The organism is Formivibrio sp. oc-25 (genome assembly GCF_055810895.1).
Window position 1 is genome coordinate 18259 of the sequence record NZ_JBVVOL010000004.1, and the last position, 14539, is coordinate 32797.

Sequence of the window (14539 nt, forward strand, 5' to 3'; positions counted from 1 at the left end):
GGCTTGTTTTACTATGGCGTATGCCGGCTACCTCTGCCAGCAACATGCTCATGCTGCATGGGCGATCAGTGGGAGTGCTCGTTATCGGCCCAGTTGGAATCCGGATGCTCGGCAAAACGCAGGCGAACTTCGTTGATCTGACTCAGGACGCGGAAAAATGCATCGACGACTGCGGGATCGAAATGCACACCACTTTCGGCACGGATGGTTTCCAGTACTTTGTCCTGCGGCCAGGGCTCCTTGTAACATCGTGCGTGCGATAGCGCATCATAGACATCCGCGAGGGCAACGATACGGCCAGCCAGAGAAATGTTTTCACCGGACAGTCCGCGTGGATAGCCTTGGCCATTCCATTTTTCGTGATGCTCGTAGGCGATTTGTGCTGCCAGTTTCAGAATGCGCGGACGGGCATCCTTGAACAGCTGGTAACCGAGTTCGGCATGGCCATCCATGATCTTGCGTTCTTCGGAATTCAGCTTTCCGGGTTTGTTCAGCACGGCATCGGGAATGGCGACCTTGCCGGCATCGTGCAGCGGGCTGGCGGCGTGAATCATCCAAGCCTCTTCATCAGAAAGCCCTAACTTCTTGGCAATCAACCAGCAATATTCCGCCATGCGCCGGATATGGTTGCCGGTATCGGGCGAGCGGCGCTCGATCACTTCGGATAGCTGACAGATGACAGTGCGTTGTGTATCTTCGATTTCATGCGAGAGCATCAGGTTTTCATAGGCAATCGAGACATTGCGGCAGAACAGCTCCACCAGTCCGGTATCCGGATGCGACAGTGCCACCGGGCCATCGATGATCAGCAGATTGACCGGCCCGTGCGGCGATTTGAAAAAGCCGATGAAATGGTCCTGGCCATAGATGCTGCGCTCTTCACTGATGGCACGATTGATCGAATCCCGGAAATGCTCCAGTTCGCCATTTTCGAGATCGTTCCCGCATAGTTGCTGGTAACCGCCAGTGGCATACATGACCTTGATTTCGCCATCGTGCCCGGTCAGTGCGGTCAGGCCGCCATGAACGACGACGTAAAGCGCATCCTGCTCGAAGAACAGCAGGGCTTGCAGTTGTTCAAGCACGCCTTGCGCAAACTGATCGAGTGATTGCTGACGGAAGATGGTGCTGGATGCCTCGATGACTTTCAGCAGGCCGCGCCGGTTGGCATCCAGCATCGAGCGCTGGTGCTCGATGAGCATGATGTCGTTGTAGGAGCGCAGCGACCCGAGCACGGCGGTGAACAGCTTGTCGCGCGTGAGTTCGGTCTTGGCCTTGTAGTCGTTGATGTCGTAGGTTTCGATGACCTGGCGTTCCGGCGCGACACCGGGCTGGCCGGTACGCAGGATGATGCGGACACGATGGTTGTGCAATTCCTCGCGAATGATGCGGGCGACTTCCAGGCCGGCATTTTCCGATTCCATGACGACATCAAGCAGAACCAGCGCAATATCATCGCGACTACGCAAGGTATCCAGTGCTTGCTGGCCGGTATAGCAGTTGATTAGCTCGAGCGGGCGGCCAAGGAAATCGATATTGCCCAGTGCCAGCCGCGTGACCTGGTGCACATCCGGCTCGTCATCGACCACCAGCACCCGCCACGGCGGCTCCTTGTTGGCGCTGGTTTCTACGGTATCTTCCTCGAGCCAGTTGTCGTCTTCCTGATCCATATTTCCCGCCTTTGACCGTCATGCCCAATCCGGTTTTCCATGCCTCCGAACTTGTTCACGATCTGTCGCGAGAAGCCGTCAGCGGAGTGAAGAGCAGCGCAAAAACCGGAATGTACAAGTAGTACATGAGGATTTTGAGCAGCGCATGAGCCCCGATCACGGCTTCGCAGCAAGATCGTGAATACGTTCTCAGTGTAGACCGGCCGACTGGGCTTTGCGGTCTTTAATGGAAACCGGCCAAGGTGAGCACGATTCCAGATCGGATATGTTTTGCCTGTTTTTTGAGCAGTTGGTGCCGTAGCCAGCGGATTGCCACGCATCCTGCCGGTGCATCTGTCGATATCTCTGGGGATAAGCTGGGAATGCTTTGGGAAGTGTCGAGTCAGGAATTGATCATCATCAATCGCACTTTATTTGGTGTCGCGATGGGTGAGTTGGCACAATATATTGTGTTTCTATACGGAGGAAAACCACTAGAGGAGGGGCGATGGACAGGCAGCCGCAATACATTCTCAAGCGTGACGGTCGAGTTGTGCCGTTTGATATCAGGAAGATTGCCGCTGCCCTGGCCAAAGCCGGTGCCGTTACCGGCGAGTTCGACGAAGCCAAGGCCGATCGCCTGGCCCTGCTTGTGGTCGAACAACTGCCGCGCGATATCACCCCTGCCATTGAAACCATCCAGGACGTGGTCGAAGAAACGCTGCTCGGCCTGCATCACATCAAGACCGCCCGCGCCTATATTGCCTACCGCAGCCAGCACGCACGCTTGCGCAATGACATCCGTACCGTGGTGGATGTCGAATCGAGCATCAACGAATACCTCGATCAATCCGATTGGCGCGTGCATGCCAACGCCAACCAGGGGTGGAGCCTTGGCGGCATGATCCTGAATACTTCCGGCAAGGTGATCGCCAATTACTGGCTCAATCATGTCTACCCGCCGGAAATCGGCGCGGCGCATCGTTCGGGTGCCCTGCATATCCATGATCTCGACATGCTGTCGGGCTATTGTGCCGGCTGGTCGTTGCGCCGCCTGCTGCATGAAGGCTTCAATGGCGTGCAGGGCAAGGTGGAAGCCAAGCCGCCCAAGCATTTTTCCGCCGCCGTGGGGCAGATCGTCAATTTTCTTGGCACCTTGCAAAACGAATGGGCCGGTGCGCAGGCGTTCAGCTCGTTCGATACCTATATGGCGCCATTCGTGCGCACCGACAAGCTGAGCTATACCCAGGTCAAACAATTCATTCAAGAGTTGATCTACAACCTGAACGTGCCGAGTCGCTGGGGTACGCAAACGCCGTTTACCAACCTGACTTTCGACTGGATCTGTCCGGAAGATCTGCGCGAGCAGATTCCGTATGTCGGCGGCGAGGAAATGCCGTTCACCTATGGCGAGCTGCAGGCCGAGATGGACATGATCAACCGCGCTTATATCGAAGTGATGATGGAGGGTGATGCCAAGGGCCGCGTGTTCACCTTCCCGATCCCGACCTACAACATCACCGACGATTTCCCGTGGGATCACCCGAATACCGATCTGCTGTTCGAGATGACGGCCAAATATGGCCTGCCCTATTTCCAGAATTTCCTGAATTCCGATCTGGAACCGCAGATGGTGCGTTCGATGTGCTGCCGCCTGCAGCTCGATCTGCGCGAGTTGTTGAAACGCGGCAACGGACTGTTCGGCTCGGCCGAGCAGACCGGCTCGCTTGGGGTGGTGACACTCAACTGTGCCCGCATCGGTTTTGAATTCAAGGGCGACGAACATGGCCTGTTTGCGCGCGTCGACGAATTGCTCGAGCTTGCCAGGCAGTCGCTGGAAATCAAGCGCAAGATCGTCGAGCGCCTGATCCAGTCGGGCCTCTACCCGTACACCAAGCGTTACCTTGGCACCTTGCGCAATCATTTCTCCACCATCGGTGTGAATGGCATCAACGAAATGGTTCGCAACTTTACGCAGGATCAGGACGACATCACGACGCAGGCCGGGCATGCCCTTGCCGTGAAGCTGCTCGATCATATCCGCGCCAAAATGACCGAATTCCAGGAAGAAACCGGCCACCTTTACAATCTGGAAGCCACGCCAGCCGAAGGCACCACGTATCGCTTTGCCAAGGAAGACAAAAAGCGTTATCCGACTATCCTGCAAGCAGGGACTGCGGATGCGCCGTATTACACCAATTCGTCGCAATTGCCGGTGGGCTTTACCGATGATCCGTTCGAAGCACTGGCGCGCCAGGAAGAGCTGCAGCGCAAATACACGGGTGGAACGGTGCAGCATCTGTACATGAACGAGGCCATTTCCAGTGCCGCGGCGTGCAAGCAACTGGTTTACCGCGCACTGAAGAATTTCCGCCTGCCCTATATCACGATTTCGCCGACCTTCTCGATCTGCCCGAAACATGGCTATATTTCCGGCCATCACGAGTTCTGCCCTAAATGCGATGAAGAGCTGATCGCCAGAAAGCGGCGGGAATCCTGCTGCTAATCGAGATACTGAGGTGTTGTTTTTCCTCGCTTTGACCAAAACAACTGGAGAAAAGAAATGACCGTAACCGCAGTGAAGGAGCAGGCACAAGCCACCGTGGTGTTGAAAGACGAAGAGCGTACCCGCTGCGAAGTCTGGACTCGCGTGATGGGCTATCACCGCCCGGTTTCCGCCTTCAATGTTGGCAAGAAATCGGAATTTGCCGAGCGCAAGTTTTTCACGGAATGCCAATGCCGTTAAGCCAGGATACCGTCATAGCTGGCACTGACGATCGCACTGACGTGCACGAAGGCCCCCGGCTGCCCAAGCTCGGGGGCTTTGTGCCCTTTTCCAGTTGCGATTGGCCGGACAGGCTGGCGGCAGTGGTCTTTGTATCCGGTTGTCCCTGGCGTTGCCACTACTGCCACAATCCGCACCTGCAAAAACGCACCAAGGAATCGGGAGACCCCGCCTGGAATGATGTGCTGGCCTGGCTGGAAACGAGGCGCGGCTTGCTTGATGGCCTGGTCGTGTGCGGTGGTGAACCGCTGGCCGAGCCACGCCTGCCGGAAATGCTGGCGCAGGTGAAGACCATGGGTTTTGGCGTGGCGCTGCATACCGGTGGCGGCTACCCGGCGCGTTTGCGCGAATGCCTGCCGCTGGTCGACTGGGTGGGGTTCGATGTCAAGGCGCCTTTCGAGCATTACCCTCGTATCACGCGAATTCCACGCAGTGGCGATGCCGCCAGCCAATCGCTGCTGGCCGTGATCGACAGTGGCGTGGCGTTTGAATGCCGCACCACCGCACATCCGGCCTTGCTCAGCGATGCCGATCTGCTGGAGATCGGCCGGCGCTTGTCGGCGGCGGGCGTAGCGCATTACGCAGTGCAAAAATTTCGCCCGCACGGTTGCAACGATGCGGGCTTGCTGGCCAATCAGCCCTCTGCAGATTACCCGGCTGCCGAAACCCTGGATGCCCTGCGCGGACTTTTCCCGCATTTCAGTCTGCGTTAGCATCAATGGCCCTTGTTCGGGGCTGCAGGAAAAATCATGCACACCATCGGCATCTTCGGCGGTTCGTTCGATCCGATTCATTTCGGCCATCTGGCCATGGCACGTACCTTGCGCGCGACCTTTGCGCTGGAAGAGGTACGCCTGATTCCCACCGGGCAGCCGCCGCATCGCGAAGCTTCCGCGGTCACACCGCAGCAGCGCCTGGCCTGGGTGCAGATGGCGCTGGACGATGAGCCGGGGCTGGTGGCCGATGATCGCGAAGTCCGGCGTGAAGGCTATTGCTATACCGTCGATACGCTGCATGAAATCCAGCGCGAGCGTCCCGGTACCCTGCTGGTGTGGCTGATCGGTGGCGACTCGCTCAATTATCTGGACAAATGGCGCCGCTGGTACGATTTGCTCGAGGCCGGACATCTGGTGGTTGCGGCCCGGCCGGGCTTCGATCTGGCCGATTTGCCGCCGGCGGTGGCGCATGAATTTGCCGCTCGTGCAGTTTCTGCTTCGCCCGAATCGCTCGGGAAAGGTAGAATCAGTGTTTTGCCAATGCCGCTGCTGCCTTTTTCTTCGACCGAGATCCGGATGAAGCTGGCAAAAGGTGAGGATGTCAGCGCGTTGACCCCGGTCGCGGCGCAGTTGCGCCAGTCCGGTTATTACCGATAACGGATGAATGCATGGAAGAAATTGTGAAGCAAATGCGCGATGTTGCCGTCGCCGCACTCGAAGACGTGAAGGGCAAGGATATCCTGTCGCTCGATACCACCAAACTGACCGATCTGTTTGAATGCATGATCGTTGCCACCGGCGATTCCAACCGTCAGGTGCGTGCGCTGGCCAATAACGTGCGTGAAGAGCTCAAGGCCAAGGGCTACGATATCGTCAGCACCGAAGGCGAAGAATACGGCGAGTGGGTACTGGTCGATGCCGGCTCGGTGATCGTGCATGTGATGCTGCCGGCAGTACGCGATTACTACGATCTGGAACAGCTCTGGGGTGGCCAGAAGCCAGTCTTCAACCCGCTGGGCAAGGCCTGGAGCGCGGTCGACAAGCAGGATTGATTGGATTTTCCGCTCACCGAACCCCGGCACTTTGCTGGGGTTTCTTGTTTTTGCGAGTCAGCCATGAAGCTTTACCTGATCGCGGTCGGCCACAAGATGCCGGACTGGATTTCCGAGGGTTACGAGGAATTTGCCAAGCGCATGCCGCGCGATTTTCCGTTGCAACTGATCGAGCTCAAGCCAGACAAGCGCAATGCCGGGCGGACGCCACAGCAGGTGATGGCGGAAGAGGCCGAGCGCATTTTCGCCGCGATCCCGAACGATGCGCGCGTGCTGGCGCTGGACGAGCGCGGTGCGAACTGGACAACCATGAAACTGGCCGAGCAGATGAAAACGTGGCAGCGCGATGGGCGCGATACGGTGTTCATCATCGGCGGCACCGATGGGCTGGACCCGAGCGTGAAGCAGCGCGCTGATCAGTTGCTGCAATTGTCGGCGATGACCTTGCCACACGGGATGGTGCGGGTGCTGCTGGCGGAGCAGCTGTATCGGGCGGTGTCGATCTTGAATAACCATCCCTATCACCGCGAATGAAGGCAGGCGGCTGCGTCTACCGATGAGTGATGTTGAAGCCGTCGAAAGACGGCTTTCTTATGCGCCTTGCGGCGCCGGCATTTGGGTGCCGGTTCCGCCCGGCACGGCGTGATACTTTCTTTGCTTCTGCAAAGAAAGTATCCAAAGAAAGTATCCAAAGAAAGTATCCAAAGAAAGTATCCAAAGAAAGTATCCAAAGAAAGTATCCAAAGAAAGTATCCAAAGAAAGTATCCAAAGAAAGTATCCAAAGAAAGTATCCAAAGAAAGCAGCCCCCAGGCGGCCGCCCCTCCGGGGTGTCCTGCGTCGGTCGCGAGCCAAGGGTCTCGCTCCGCTCCTCGGCGGCCTTGCAGGGGGTTAGGGTGTTTCTGCGAATTTTGGTGCAACAATGGGGAGCTGCAAGAAGCGCAGGTGTAGGTTGGGCTGAATGAAATGAAGCCCAACATGCTTTGCGATCGACTGATCGCGATGTCAGGCGCTTGAAACTGCTGGATCATGCCCTGGGGCCGGCGAGATGCTTATTTCAAGGCAGAAAGCGCTCCAGCAAGGCATTCAGATAGCGCTGCCCCTTGGCCGTCGGCCAGGCCCGCAAATGGTCGCGGGCGAGCAGGCCTTCCTTTTCGGCACGGTCGAATTCAGCCAGCACCGTGGTCAATGGCAGGCCCGTGCGCTCGGTGAAAAGTGAAAGCTCGAATCCTTCGGTCAGGCGCAGTGCGTTGAGCATGAATTCGAACGGCAGTTGCTCGTGCGGCACCACTTCCTCGCTCTGGATGGCCGAACCCTGCCCGATGGCGCGCAGGTATTCGGTCGGATGGCGATAACGCGCCTGTCGCACGATGCGATCCGGGAAACTGATCTTGCCATGTGCGCCGGCACCAATGCCTACGTAATCGCCGAACTGCCAGTAGTTCAGATTGTGGCGTGTACGCCGGCCCGGTCGGGCAAAGGCCGAGGTTTCGTAATGCTCGAAACCGGCGGCGGCCAGATGCGCCTCGATGGCTTCCTGCATGTCGGCGGAAAGGTCGTCGTCCGGCAGCGGCGGCGGGGCGGCGGCGAAGGCGGTATTGGGTTCCAGCGTCAGGTGGTAGGCGGAAATATGCGTCGAGCCGGAGGCGATTGCCAAATCGATATCCGCCAGCGCCTCGGCCAGCGTTTGCTGCGGCAGCGCGTACATCAAATCCAGATTGAAGTTGTCGAAGGTCGCGCGCGCGATCTCGATCGCCTTGTGCGCCTCAATCGAGTTGTGCACGCGGCCTAGCGCTTGCAGGTGGCGGTCGTTGAAGCTCTGGATGCCGATCGATAGCCGGTTGATGCCGGCTTCGCGGTAGCCAGCGAATTTCTCGGCCTCGAAGGTGCCGGGGTTCGCTTCCAGCGTGATCTCGGCTTCCGGCAGCAGGCGCGTGCGGGCGCGGATCGCATCGAGCAAACGGCTGATCGCCGCGGCGGAAAACAGGCTCGGTGTGCCGCCACCCATGAAGATGGTCAGGATCGGCCTTCCCCAGAACAGCGGCAAGGCGTGTTCGAGATCGGCAATCAGCGCGTCGATGTATTCCTCTTCCGGCAGGCCGCTTTTCACCGCATGCGAATTGAAATCGCAGTATGGGCACTTGCGGATGCACCAAGGGAAGTGGATGTAGAGCGAGAGCGGCGGCAGGATCGGCAGCGACCAGTGGCCGGTAGACAGGGGTTTCATAATTTCCCGTATGGATTCACCAGCTTGCCCACCAGCCCGTGCAGAACCTCGCGGATCTGGATTTCCGAGACTTCCATCAGCAGGGCATCCTCGAACAGGTCCTGCGCCATCTGCTGCAGTTCGTCCAGGTTCTCGTTCATGACCTTGACTTTCTCGGTGCAGGAAACCACCGAGCCATCATCGCGCAGCCACACGGCCCAGCGCTTTTCGTCGTTGTTCACAACCCATGCTCCTTCAACTTGGCAATCAGCTCGCGCAGGGCCTTGCCTCGATGCGAAATCAGGCTTTTTTCCTCGGCGCTGATCTGGGCGACGGTTTTGCCGAACTGCGGCAGGAAGAAGTACGGATCGTAGCCAAAGCCGCCATCACCCTGTGGTATTTCGCTGATCTCGCCATCCAGAAAGCCATCGGCAATGACTGGCTGCGGATCGTCGGCGTGGCGTACCAGCACCAGCGCGGCGTAGTAGAACGCACGGCGGTCGGTCTGGCCGATGAGCGCGGAGACCAGCTTTTCATTGTTGCGCGCATCGGATTTGGGCTCGCCGGCAAAGCGCGCCGAGTAGACGCCCGGCGCGCCGCCGAGCACATGCACGCAGATGCCGGAGTCGTCCGCCAGCGCGGGCAGGCCGGTGCTGCGTGCGGCGTGGCGCGCCTTGGCCAGTGCGTTTTCGACGAAGGTGGCGTGCGGCTCTTCGGCTTCAGAAACGCCCAACTGGCCTTGCGGAATGATTTCAATGTCGAGATCGGCAAACAGGCGGGCGAATTCACGCAATTTGCCAGCGTTATTGCTGGCGAGAACGATTTTTTTCATGGCAGGACAGGGGTGTGCATGACAGCCTGCAAGTTTACCCGTTTGGCTATATGATTGGCCGACCGTTTTGATCAACTTGTACCGCCATGATTTTCCAGCAAGCCATCGACCGCGCCCTGTGGCAGATTGCCGTCGATCTCTCCAATACCATGCCGGGCGAAGTGCAGTTTCAGCGCCTGGTTTCCGCCATCGGCACCGTGCTGCCTTGCGATGCAGTGTCCTTGCTGCATCTGCAGGATGGAGTGCTGGTGCCGGTGGCCAGCCATGGCCTAGCGCCAGATCTGATGGGGCGGCGCTTTGATCCTGCCGCGCATCCGCGTCTGGATGCCATTCTGCAGGCGGCGCGACCGGTGCGTTTCCCCGTCGATTGCGATCTGCCTGATCCGTTTGATGGCCTGATGGCGATCGATACCGAGCGTGAGCAGCCGGTACATGCCTGCATGGGCTGCAGCCTGCATGTTGATCAGGAACTGGTGGGCGTGCTCACGCTCGATGCACTCGATCAGCATGCCTTCGATCGCTTGCCCGATTCCACCGTGGCGGCCTTTGCCGCGCTGGCAGCGGCGACTTTGCGCAATGTGGCGCTGATCCGGGCATTGGAGCAGGCGAGCGAACGCCAGCGCGCCATTGCACGCGATCTGATGCAGGAAGCGCTGCGGCGCGAAGGCAATCTGATCGGCAATAGCCCGGCGATGGGAAATCTGCGCCAGGAAATCGCCATGGTGGCGGCAACCGATCTGGCAGTGTTGATCACGGGTGAGACCGGTACCGGCAAGGAGCTGGTGGCGCGTACCGTGCATGCGTTGTCGGCACGGGCCGAGCAGGCGCTGGTGCAGATCAATTGTGCCGCCTTGCCTGAGTCGGTTGCGGAAAGCGAACTTTTCGGCCACAAGAAAGGTGCGTTCACCGGTGCGGTGAGCGAGCGCGCCGGCAAGTTCGAGCTGGCGCACGGCGGTACGCTGTTTCTGGATGAAATCGGCGAATTGCCGCTCAGCCTGCAGGCCAAGTTGCTGCGCGCCTTGCAGCAGGGCGAAATCCAGCGCGTGGGCGCGGACGAGGTGATACGCGTGAACGTGCGCATCATCGCCGCCACCAACCGCGATCTGCTGCATGAAGTCGAGGCCGGGCGTTTCCGGGCCGATCTCTATCATCGCCTGCATGTCTACCCGATTGCCGTACCTCCCTTGCGCCGCCACAAGGAAGACCTGGCCGCCCTGGCCGGGTATTTCCTCGATGCTGCCCGCCACAAGCTGGGGGTGCCGCGCATCGATCTGCATCCGCATGCGTTGGCGGCGCTACAGGCTTACGACTGGCCCGGCAATGTGCGCGAATTCGAGCACCTGCTGCTGCGCGCCAGCCTGAAGGCGGTACAGCGTGATAACGAACGCGCCATGCTGCGCCCGGATGATCTGGGCCTGCCGATCCAGGCTGAGGTGCAAGAAGTCGGCGGTGTGCCGGTATCAGCGGTGGTGGCGGAAGATTTGTCGCTGCGGGAAGGCGTGGATGCCTATCAGCGCCAGCGCATTCAGGCCGCGTTGACTATCAATCATGGCAACTGGAGCCAGGCTGCCAAGCAGTTGGGCGTCGATCGCGCTAATCTGCTACGGCTGGCCAAGCGCTTGGGGTTATGAGTCCGAGTGCATGCAGTCTCTGCTAATATGCAATTTTTGTAAGTAATGGTGCTGTAGCCATGTGTGGGCTGACAGGGATGTGTACATATAGTCGAGGGGTAAATCACTGTGAATAATCCGTCTGATGCGGTGCAAACACTTACTTTGCAGGCATTTCGTGCGCGAGCTGACCGGATTTTTCTGGTTACGCTAGGGCTGCTGTGGCTGGGTTCTGTCGTCTATGGATTGTTTACGGATACCTGGGGGCTTGCTCTGATCGTGGGCGCAGTGGCAACTCTTCTTCCTGTCGCCCTTTATCGTCTCAGTCCAGGAAGCATGCCTGCGAGATTGGCTGTGGCCGTAGCCTTGATGGTTTTTTCAGCGCTTATGATTCAGCAAGCGCAGGGACAAATCGAGGCGCATTTCGGTATTTTCGTTCTACTCGCATTTCTCGTGTTGTACTGTGATTGGCGCCCTTTGATTCTGGCTGCCGGGGTGATTGCTGTTCATCATTTGCTTTTCTGTTACCTGCAAGGTGCATCGTATCCGGTGTATGTGTTTCCAACTCACGATCATGGTTATTTGCGGGTATTGGTCCATGCCGCTTTTGTTGTAGTTGAAACAGGGGTGCTCTGCTATATCGCCATCATGCTACGCAGAATGGTCGAAGACAGCATGGAAGTATCGAGTTTTGCTCGCGAGGCCGCCGCTGGCCGAATAAATTACGTACTGGAAGGCGCCAGCGACTCCCCGCTTTTGCAGAATGTGGCCAGCATGCAGCAAGCCTTGCGTCATACTCTGGATGAGGTAACGCAGACCGCAGCAGATCTCAAGCAGCTTTCAGCTCGGATGCATCAAGCTTCTGCGGAGATTGCCTTGGGCACGCAGACACAACAGGAATCTACAACGGCCATGGCCAGTGCTGTGGAGGAGTTGTCGGTGTCGGCTTCCCATATCACGGATAGCATCGACAATGCCTATATGCTGGCTGATGAATCAAAGCGTGCCGCGAGTGGTGGCAGTGATGTGATCAAACGTGCCGCGAGTGAAATGGCTGCGATTGCAGAGGTGATTCGTCAGGTTTTGGTACGAGTCGAAGAATTGGGCGATAAGTCTGAAAAGGCCAGTGTCGCGGTTAATATCATCAAGGATATTGCGGATCAAACCAATTTGCTGGCGCTGAATGCGGCGATTGAGGCGGCGCGCGCAGGCGAGCTCGGACGTGGTTTTGCAGTCGTTGCGGATGAGGTCAGGAAGTTGGCAGAGCGGACAACCGAGGCTACTAGCGAAATTGCTGTCATGATGAGCGATATGCGCAATACCAAGGATAGTATGCTGGGAAGCATTGACGAGGCGGTCAGCAAGGTGAGCGCAGGGGTCGAGCATGCTCAGGCAGCGGGCGTCGCGATTGATGATATTACCCAGAAAGTAATGCAGGTTGGTGGCGTGGTTGAGCAAATTTCTGAAGCCTTGCGTGAGCAGGGGGCTGCAACACAGGAGATTGCCAAGCATGTCGAGCAGGTCGTAAATATGACGGACAGAAATTCGGCAGCTACGAATGAAATTGCCTCAGAGTCGCGCGATCTGGATCGTAGTGCTGTACAGCTGACACAGGCGCTCAGTCACTTTACCCTGTAAGACTGTTGTGTCATTTTGACTCATTGAGTCAATTTTACCCAACCTGGGCGCGTGTCTTTATGACTCTCGCCTGGGTTTGTAAAATAAGAAATTCATATAAATCATAGGGTTGTTGTTCTGGCACGCTTCTCGCTAATTGGATGAAGTCATTATCCTGATTAGCTTGGAGTCAAACAGATGTTTTGCGTGCAATGTGAACATACCATCCGTACCCCTCAAGGCACTGCCGGCTGCAGCTATGCGCGCGGTATGTGTGGAAAGACCAGTGAAGTTTCCGATCTGCAGGATATGCTGGTTCACCTACTGCAAGCCGTATCGACCTACGCCGTTGCCGCTCGCAAGGTAGGTGTGATCGATACCGAGATCGATGCCTACGCCCCGCAAGCTTTCTTCTCGACCCTGACCAACGTGAACTTCGATGCCGAGCGTATCATCGATTTCAGCCGCCGTGCTGATGCCTATCGCAACGATCTTCGCGCTCGTTATGAAGCTGCCTGCGCAGCACAAGGCGTGGCTGTGGAGACTTTGCCACCAGCCGCACACTACAAACTGCCGGATGCCAAGACCGTGATGCTGTCCGATGCGATGCAGTTTGCGTTGAATCGCCAGAAGAACGAAGTAGGCGAAGATATCATCGGCCTGCGTCTCTTGTGCCTCTATGGCTTGAAGGGTGCAGCCGCCTATATGGAACACGCCCGCGTTCTCGGTCAGACTGATGCGGAAGTTGCTGGCAAGTACCACGAATTCATGGCCTTCCTCGGTACCAATCCGGCCGACATGGCTTCGCTGTTCCAATGCGCGATGGACATTGGCCAACTCAACTACAAGATCATGGCCATGCTCGACAAGGGTGAAACCGATACCTTCGGCCATCCGGAACCGACCCGTGTGAATATGCGTCCGGTTGCCGGTAAGGCCATAGTGGTGTCTGGCCATGACCTGCATGACCTGGAAATGATCCTGCAGCAGACCGAAGGCAAGGGTATCAACGTCTATACCAACGGCGAAATGCTGCCGGCGCATGCTTACCCGGCGTTCAAGAAATACAAGCATCTCGTTGGCAATTACGGTACGGCCTGGCAGAACCAGCAGAAGGAATTCGCCGCGTTCCCCGGCGCGATCGTGATGACTTCCAACTGCATGATCGATCCGAACGTCGGCCAGTACGGCGCGCGTATCTTTACCCGCAGCATTGTTGGCTGGCCGGGGGTAACCCATATCGAGGGCGACGATTTCAGTGCTGCGATCGAAGCTGCGCTGGCACAGCCAGGGTTTGTCGAAGATGCTGCGCCGGTCTACTCGACCACCGGCTTTGCGCGCAATGCGCTGATGGGTGCCGCACCTGCGGTGATAGAGCAGGTCAAGGCAGGCAATATCAAGCACTTCTTCCTCGTCGGTGGTTGCGACGGCGACAAGAAGGAGCGTAGCTACTACGCCGATCTGGTCGAAGCTGCGCCGAAAGATACGGTGATCCTGACGCTGGCTTGCGGCAAGTTCCGTTTCAATACCAAGGAGCTGGGTGATATCAACGGCATTCCGCGCCTCTTGGATATTGGCCAGTGTAACGATGCCTACTCTGCGATCCAGCTGGCGCTGGCATTGGCCGATGCCTTCGAGTGCGGCGTGAACGATCTGCCGCTTTCCTTGGTGTTGTCGTGGTTCGAGCAGAAGGCCATCGTGATTCTGTTGACGCTGCTGTCACTGGGCATCAAGGACATCCGTGTCGGCCCGACCGCACCGGGCTTCCTGACCCCGAATCTGGTTGGCGTGCTGAATCAGCAGTTTGGTTTGAAGCTGATTACGTCGGTTGAGGAAGATCTGGAAGAGATGCTGGCTGCCTAAGCCCTTGCCGTTCTTCCGGCTCAGGCCGGAATCTCGGTAATGCTTAGCGCCTGCGGCGCGGGTTTTGAGTGCCGGTTCCGCCCGGCGGGCAGGAAGAGCTTGCTTCACCAAGCCCCCTTCGACCGAAGGGAGTCCCTGTGGGACACCCCCAAGGCGACCCCGCTGCCACGCCCTTCGGGTTCCCTTGCGCTTCTCGAGGATCGCGGCGGC

The 14539-nt window shown here is 57.9% G+C and carries 13 protein-coding genes; 9 read left to right on the top strand and 4 right to left on the bottom strand.

Features of this window, described 5'->3' with window-relative positions; translation table 11 throughout:
• Positions 1–65: 65 nt before the first annotated feature.
• Entirely contained in the window at positions 66–1670 is a 1605-nt protein-coding gene (locus AC0KVQ_RS03660) for a DUF3369 domain-containing protein (RefSeq protein ID WP_473419765.1), read from the bottom strand.
• Positions 1671–2157: 487 nt separating this feature from the next.
• Between AC0KVQ_RS03660 and AC0KVQ_RS03665 the strand changes: the two genes are divergently transcribed.
• The 6 genes from AC0KVQ_RS03665 (at position 2158) to rlmH (ending at position 6736) form a co-directional block, all read left to right on the top strand.
• Complete coding sequence (locus AC0KVQ_RS03665; protein ID WP_473419766.1) at positions 2158–4155, top strand: ribonucleoside triphosphate reductase; 1998 nt, start codon at positions 2158–2160, stop codon at positions 4153–4155.
• A 57-nt stretch (positions 4156–4212) separates the two neighbouring features.
• Positions 4213–4395: an anaerobic ribonucleoside-triphosphate reductase gene (gene nrdD / locus AC0KVQ_RS03670; protein WP_473419767.1), complete on the top strand. Its 183-nt coding sequence runs from the start codon at positions 4213–4215 to the stop codon at positions 4393–4395.
• A complete protein-coding gene (locus AC0KVQ_RS03675; RefSeq protein ID WP_473419768.1) occupies positions 4386–5147 on the top strand; it encodes an anaerobic ribonucleoside-triphosphate reductase activating protein in 762 nt (253 codons plus the stop codon). The genes nrdD and AC0KVQ_RS03675 overlap by 10 nt, the downstream gene beginning before the upstream one ends.
• Before the next feature lie 36 nt (positions 5148–5183).
• On the top strand, positions 5184–5807 hold the full coding sequence (gene nadD / locus AC0KVQ_RS03680; RefSeq protein WP_473419769.1) for a nicotinate-nucleotide adenylyltransferase: 624 nt from the start codon (positions 5184–5186) through the stop codon (positions 5805–5807).
• Positions 5808–5818: 11 nt separating this feature from the next.
• On the top strand, positions 5819–6202 hold the full coding sequence (gene rsfS / locus AC0KVQ_RS03685; RefSeq protein WP_473419770.1) for a ribosome silencing factor: 384 nt from the start codon (positions 5819–5821) through the stop codon (positions 6200–6202).
• Between the two features lie 63 nt (positions 6203–6265).
• The gene (rlmH, locus tag AC0KVQ_RS03690) at positions 6266–6736 is read left to right on the top strand and encodes a 23S rRNA (pseudouridine(1915)-N(3))-methyltransferase RlmH (protein WP_473419771.1); all 471 of its coding nucleotides are present in this window, start codon (positions 6266–6268) and stop codon (positions 6734–6736) included.
• 522 nt (positions 6737–7258) lie between these two features.
• Here the strand turns inward: rlmH and hemW are convergent.
• The 3 genes from hemW to rdgB are packed head-to-tail and all read right to left on the bottom strand — an operon-like array spanning position 7259 to position 9239.
• Positions 7259–8428, bottom strand: a complete 1170-nt coding sequence (gene hemW / locus AC0KVQ_RS03695; protein ID WP_473419772.1) for a radical SAM family heme chaperone HemW — start codon at positions 8426–8428, stop codon at positions 7259–7261.
• The gene (locus AC0KVQ_RS03700) at positions 8425–8649 is read right to left on the bottom strand and encodes a hypothetical protein (protein ID WP_473419773.1); all 225 of its coding nucleotides are present in this window, start codon (positions 8647–8649) and stop codon (positions 8425–8427) included. Before AC0KVQ_RS03700 ends, hemW begins: the two co-directional genes overlap by 4 nt.
• Positions 8646–9239 (bottom strand): RdgB/HAM1 family non-canonical purine NTP pyrophosphatase, encoded by a 594-nt coding sequence (gene rdgB / locus AC0KVQ_RS03705; RefSeq protein ID WP_473419774.1) that lies wholly within the window; start codon positions 9237–9239, stop codon positions 8646–8648. The genes AC0KVQ_RS03700 and rdgB overlap by 4 nt, the downstream gene beginning before the upstream one ends.
• An 86-nt stretch (positions 9240–9325) precedes the next feature.
• On the opposite strand from rdgB, the gene norR reads away from it, so the two are divergent.
• The 3 genes from norR (at position 9326) to hcp (ending at position 14329) form a co-directional block, all read left to right on the top strand.
• Positions 9326–10870: a nitric oxide reductase transcriptional regulator NorR gene (norR, locus tag AC0KVQ_RS03710; protein ID WP_473419775.1), complete on the top strand. Its 1545-nt coding sequence runs from the start codon at positions 9326–9328 to the stop codon at positions 10868–10870.
• Positions 10871–10978: 108 nt separating this feature from the next.
• On the top strand, positions 10979–12487 hold the full coding sequence (locus AC0KVQ_RS03715; RefSeq protein WP_473419776.1) for a methyl-accepting chemotaxis protein: 1509 nt from the start codon (positions 10979–10981) through the stop codon (positions 12485–12487).
• A 177-nt stretch (positions 12488–12664) separates the two neighbouring features.
• Complete coding sequence (gene hcp / locus AC0KVQ_RS03720) at positions 12665–14329, top strand: hydroxylamine reductase (RefSeq protein WP_473419777.1); 1665 nt, start codon at positions 12665–12667, stop codon at positions 14327–14329.
• The last annotated feature ends 210 nt before the right edge of the window (positions 14330–14539 follow it).

What these genes read in the sequence shown, in the direction of transcription:
- AC0KVQ_RS03660 (WP_473419765.1), bottom strand. Translation starts at nt 1,670, where the DNA reads ATGGATCAGGAAGACGACAACTGGCTCGAGGAAGATACCGTAGAAACC.
- AC0KVQ_RS03665 (WP_473419766.1), top strand. Translation starts at nt 2,158, where the DNA reads ATGGACAGGCAGCCGCAATACATTCTCAAGCGTGACGGTCGAGTTGTG.
- nrdD (WP_473419767.1), top strand. Translation starts at nt 4,213, where the DNA reads ATGACCGTAACCGCAGTGAAGGAGCAGGCACAAGCCACCGTGGTGTTG.
- AC0KVQ_RS03675 (WP_473419768.1), top strand. Translation starts at nt 4,386, where the DNA reads ATGCCGTTAAGCCAGGATACCGTCATAGCTGGCACTGACGATCGCACT.
- nadD (WP_473419769.1), top strand. Translation starts at nt 5,184, where the DNA reads ATGCACACCATCGGCATCTTCGGCGGTTCGTTCGATCCGATTCATTTC.
- rsfS (WP_473419770.1), top strand. Translation starts at nt 5,819, where the DNA reads ATGGAAGAAATTGTGAAGCAAATGCGCGATGTTGCCGTCGCCGCACTC.
- rlmH (WP_473419771.1), top strand. Translation starts at nt 6,266, where the DNA reads ATGAAGCTTTACCTGATCGCGGTCGGCCACAAGATGCCGGACTGGATT.
- hemW (WP_473419772.1), bottom strand. Translation starts at nt 8,428, where the DNA reads ATGAAACCCCTGTCTACCGGCCACTGGTCGCTGCCGATCCTGCCGCCG.
- rdgB (WP_473419774.1), bottom strand. Translation starts at nt 9,239, where the DNA reads ATGAAAAAAATCGTTCTCGCCAGCAATAACGCTGGCAAATTGCGTGAA.
- norR (WP_473419775.1), top strand. Translation starts at nt 9,326, where the DNA reads ATGATTTTCCAGCAAGCCATCGACCGCGCCCTGTGGCAGATTGCCGTC.
- hcp (WP_473419777.1), top strand. Translation starts at nt 12,665, where the DNA reads ATGTTTTGCGTGCAATGTGAACATACCATCCGTACCCCTCAAGGCACT.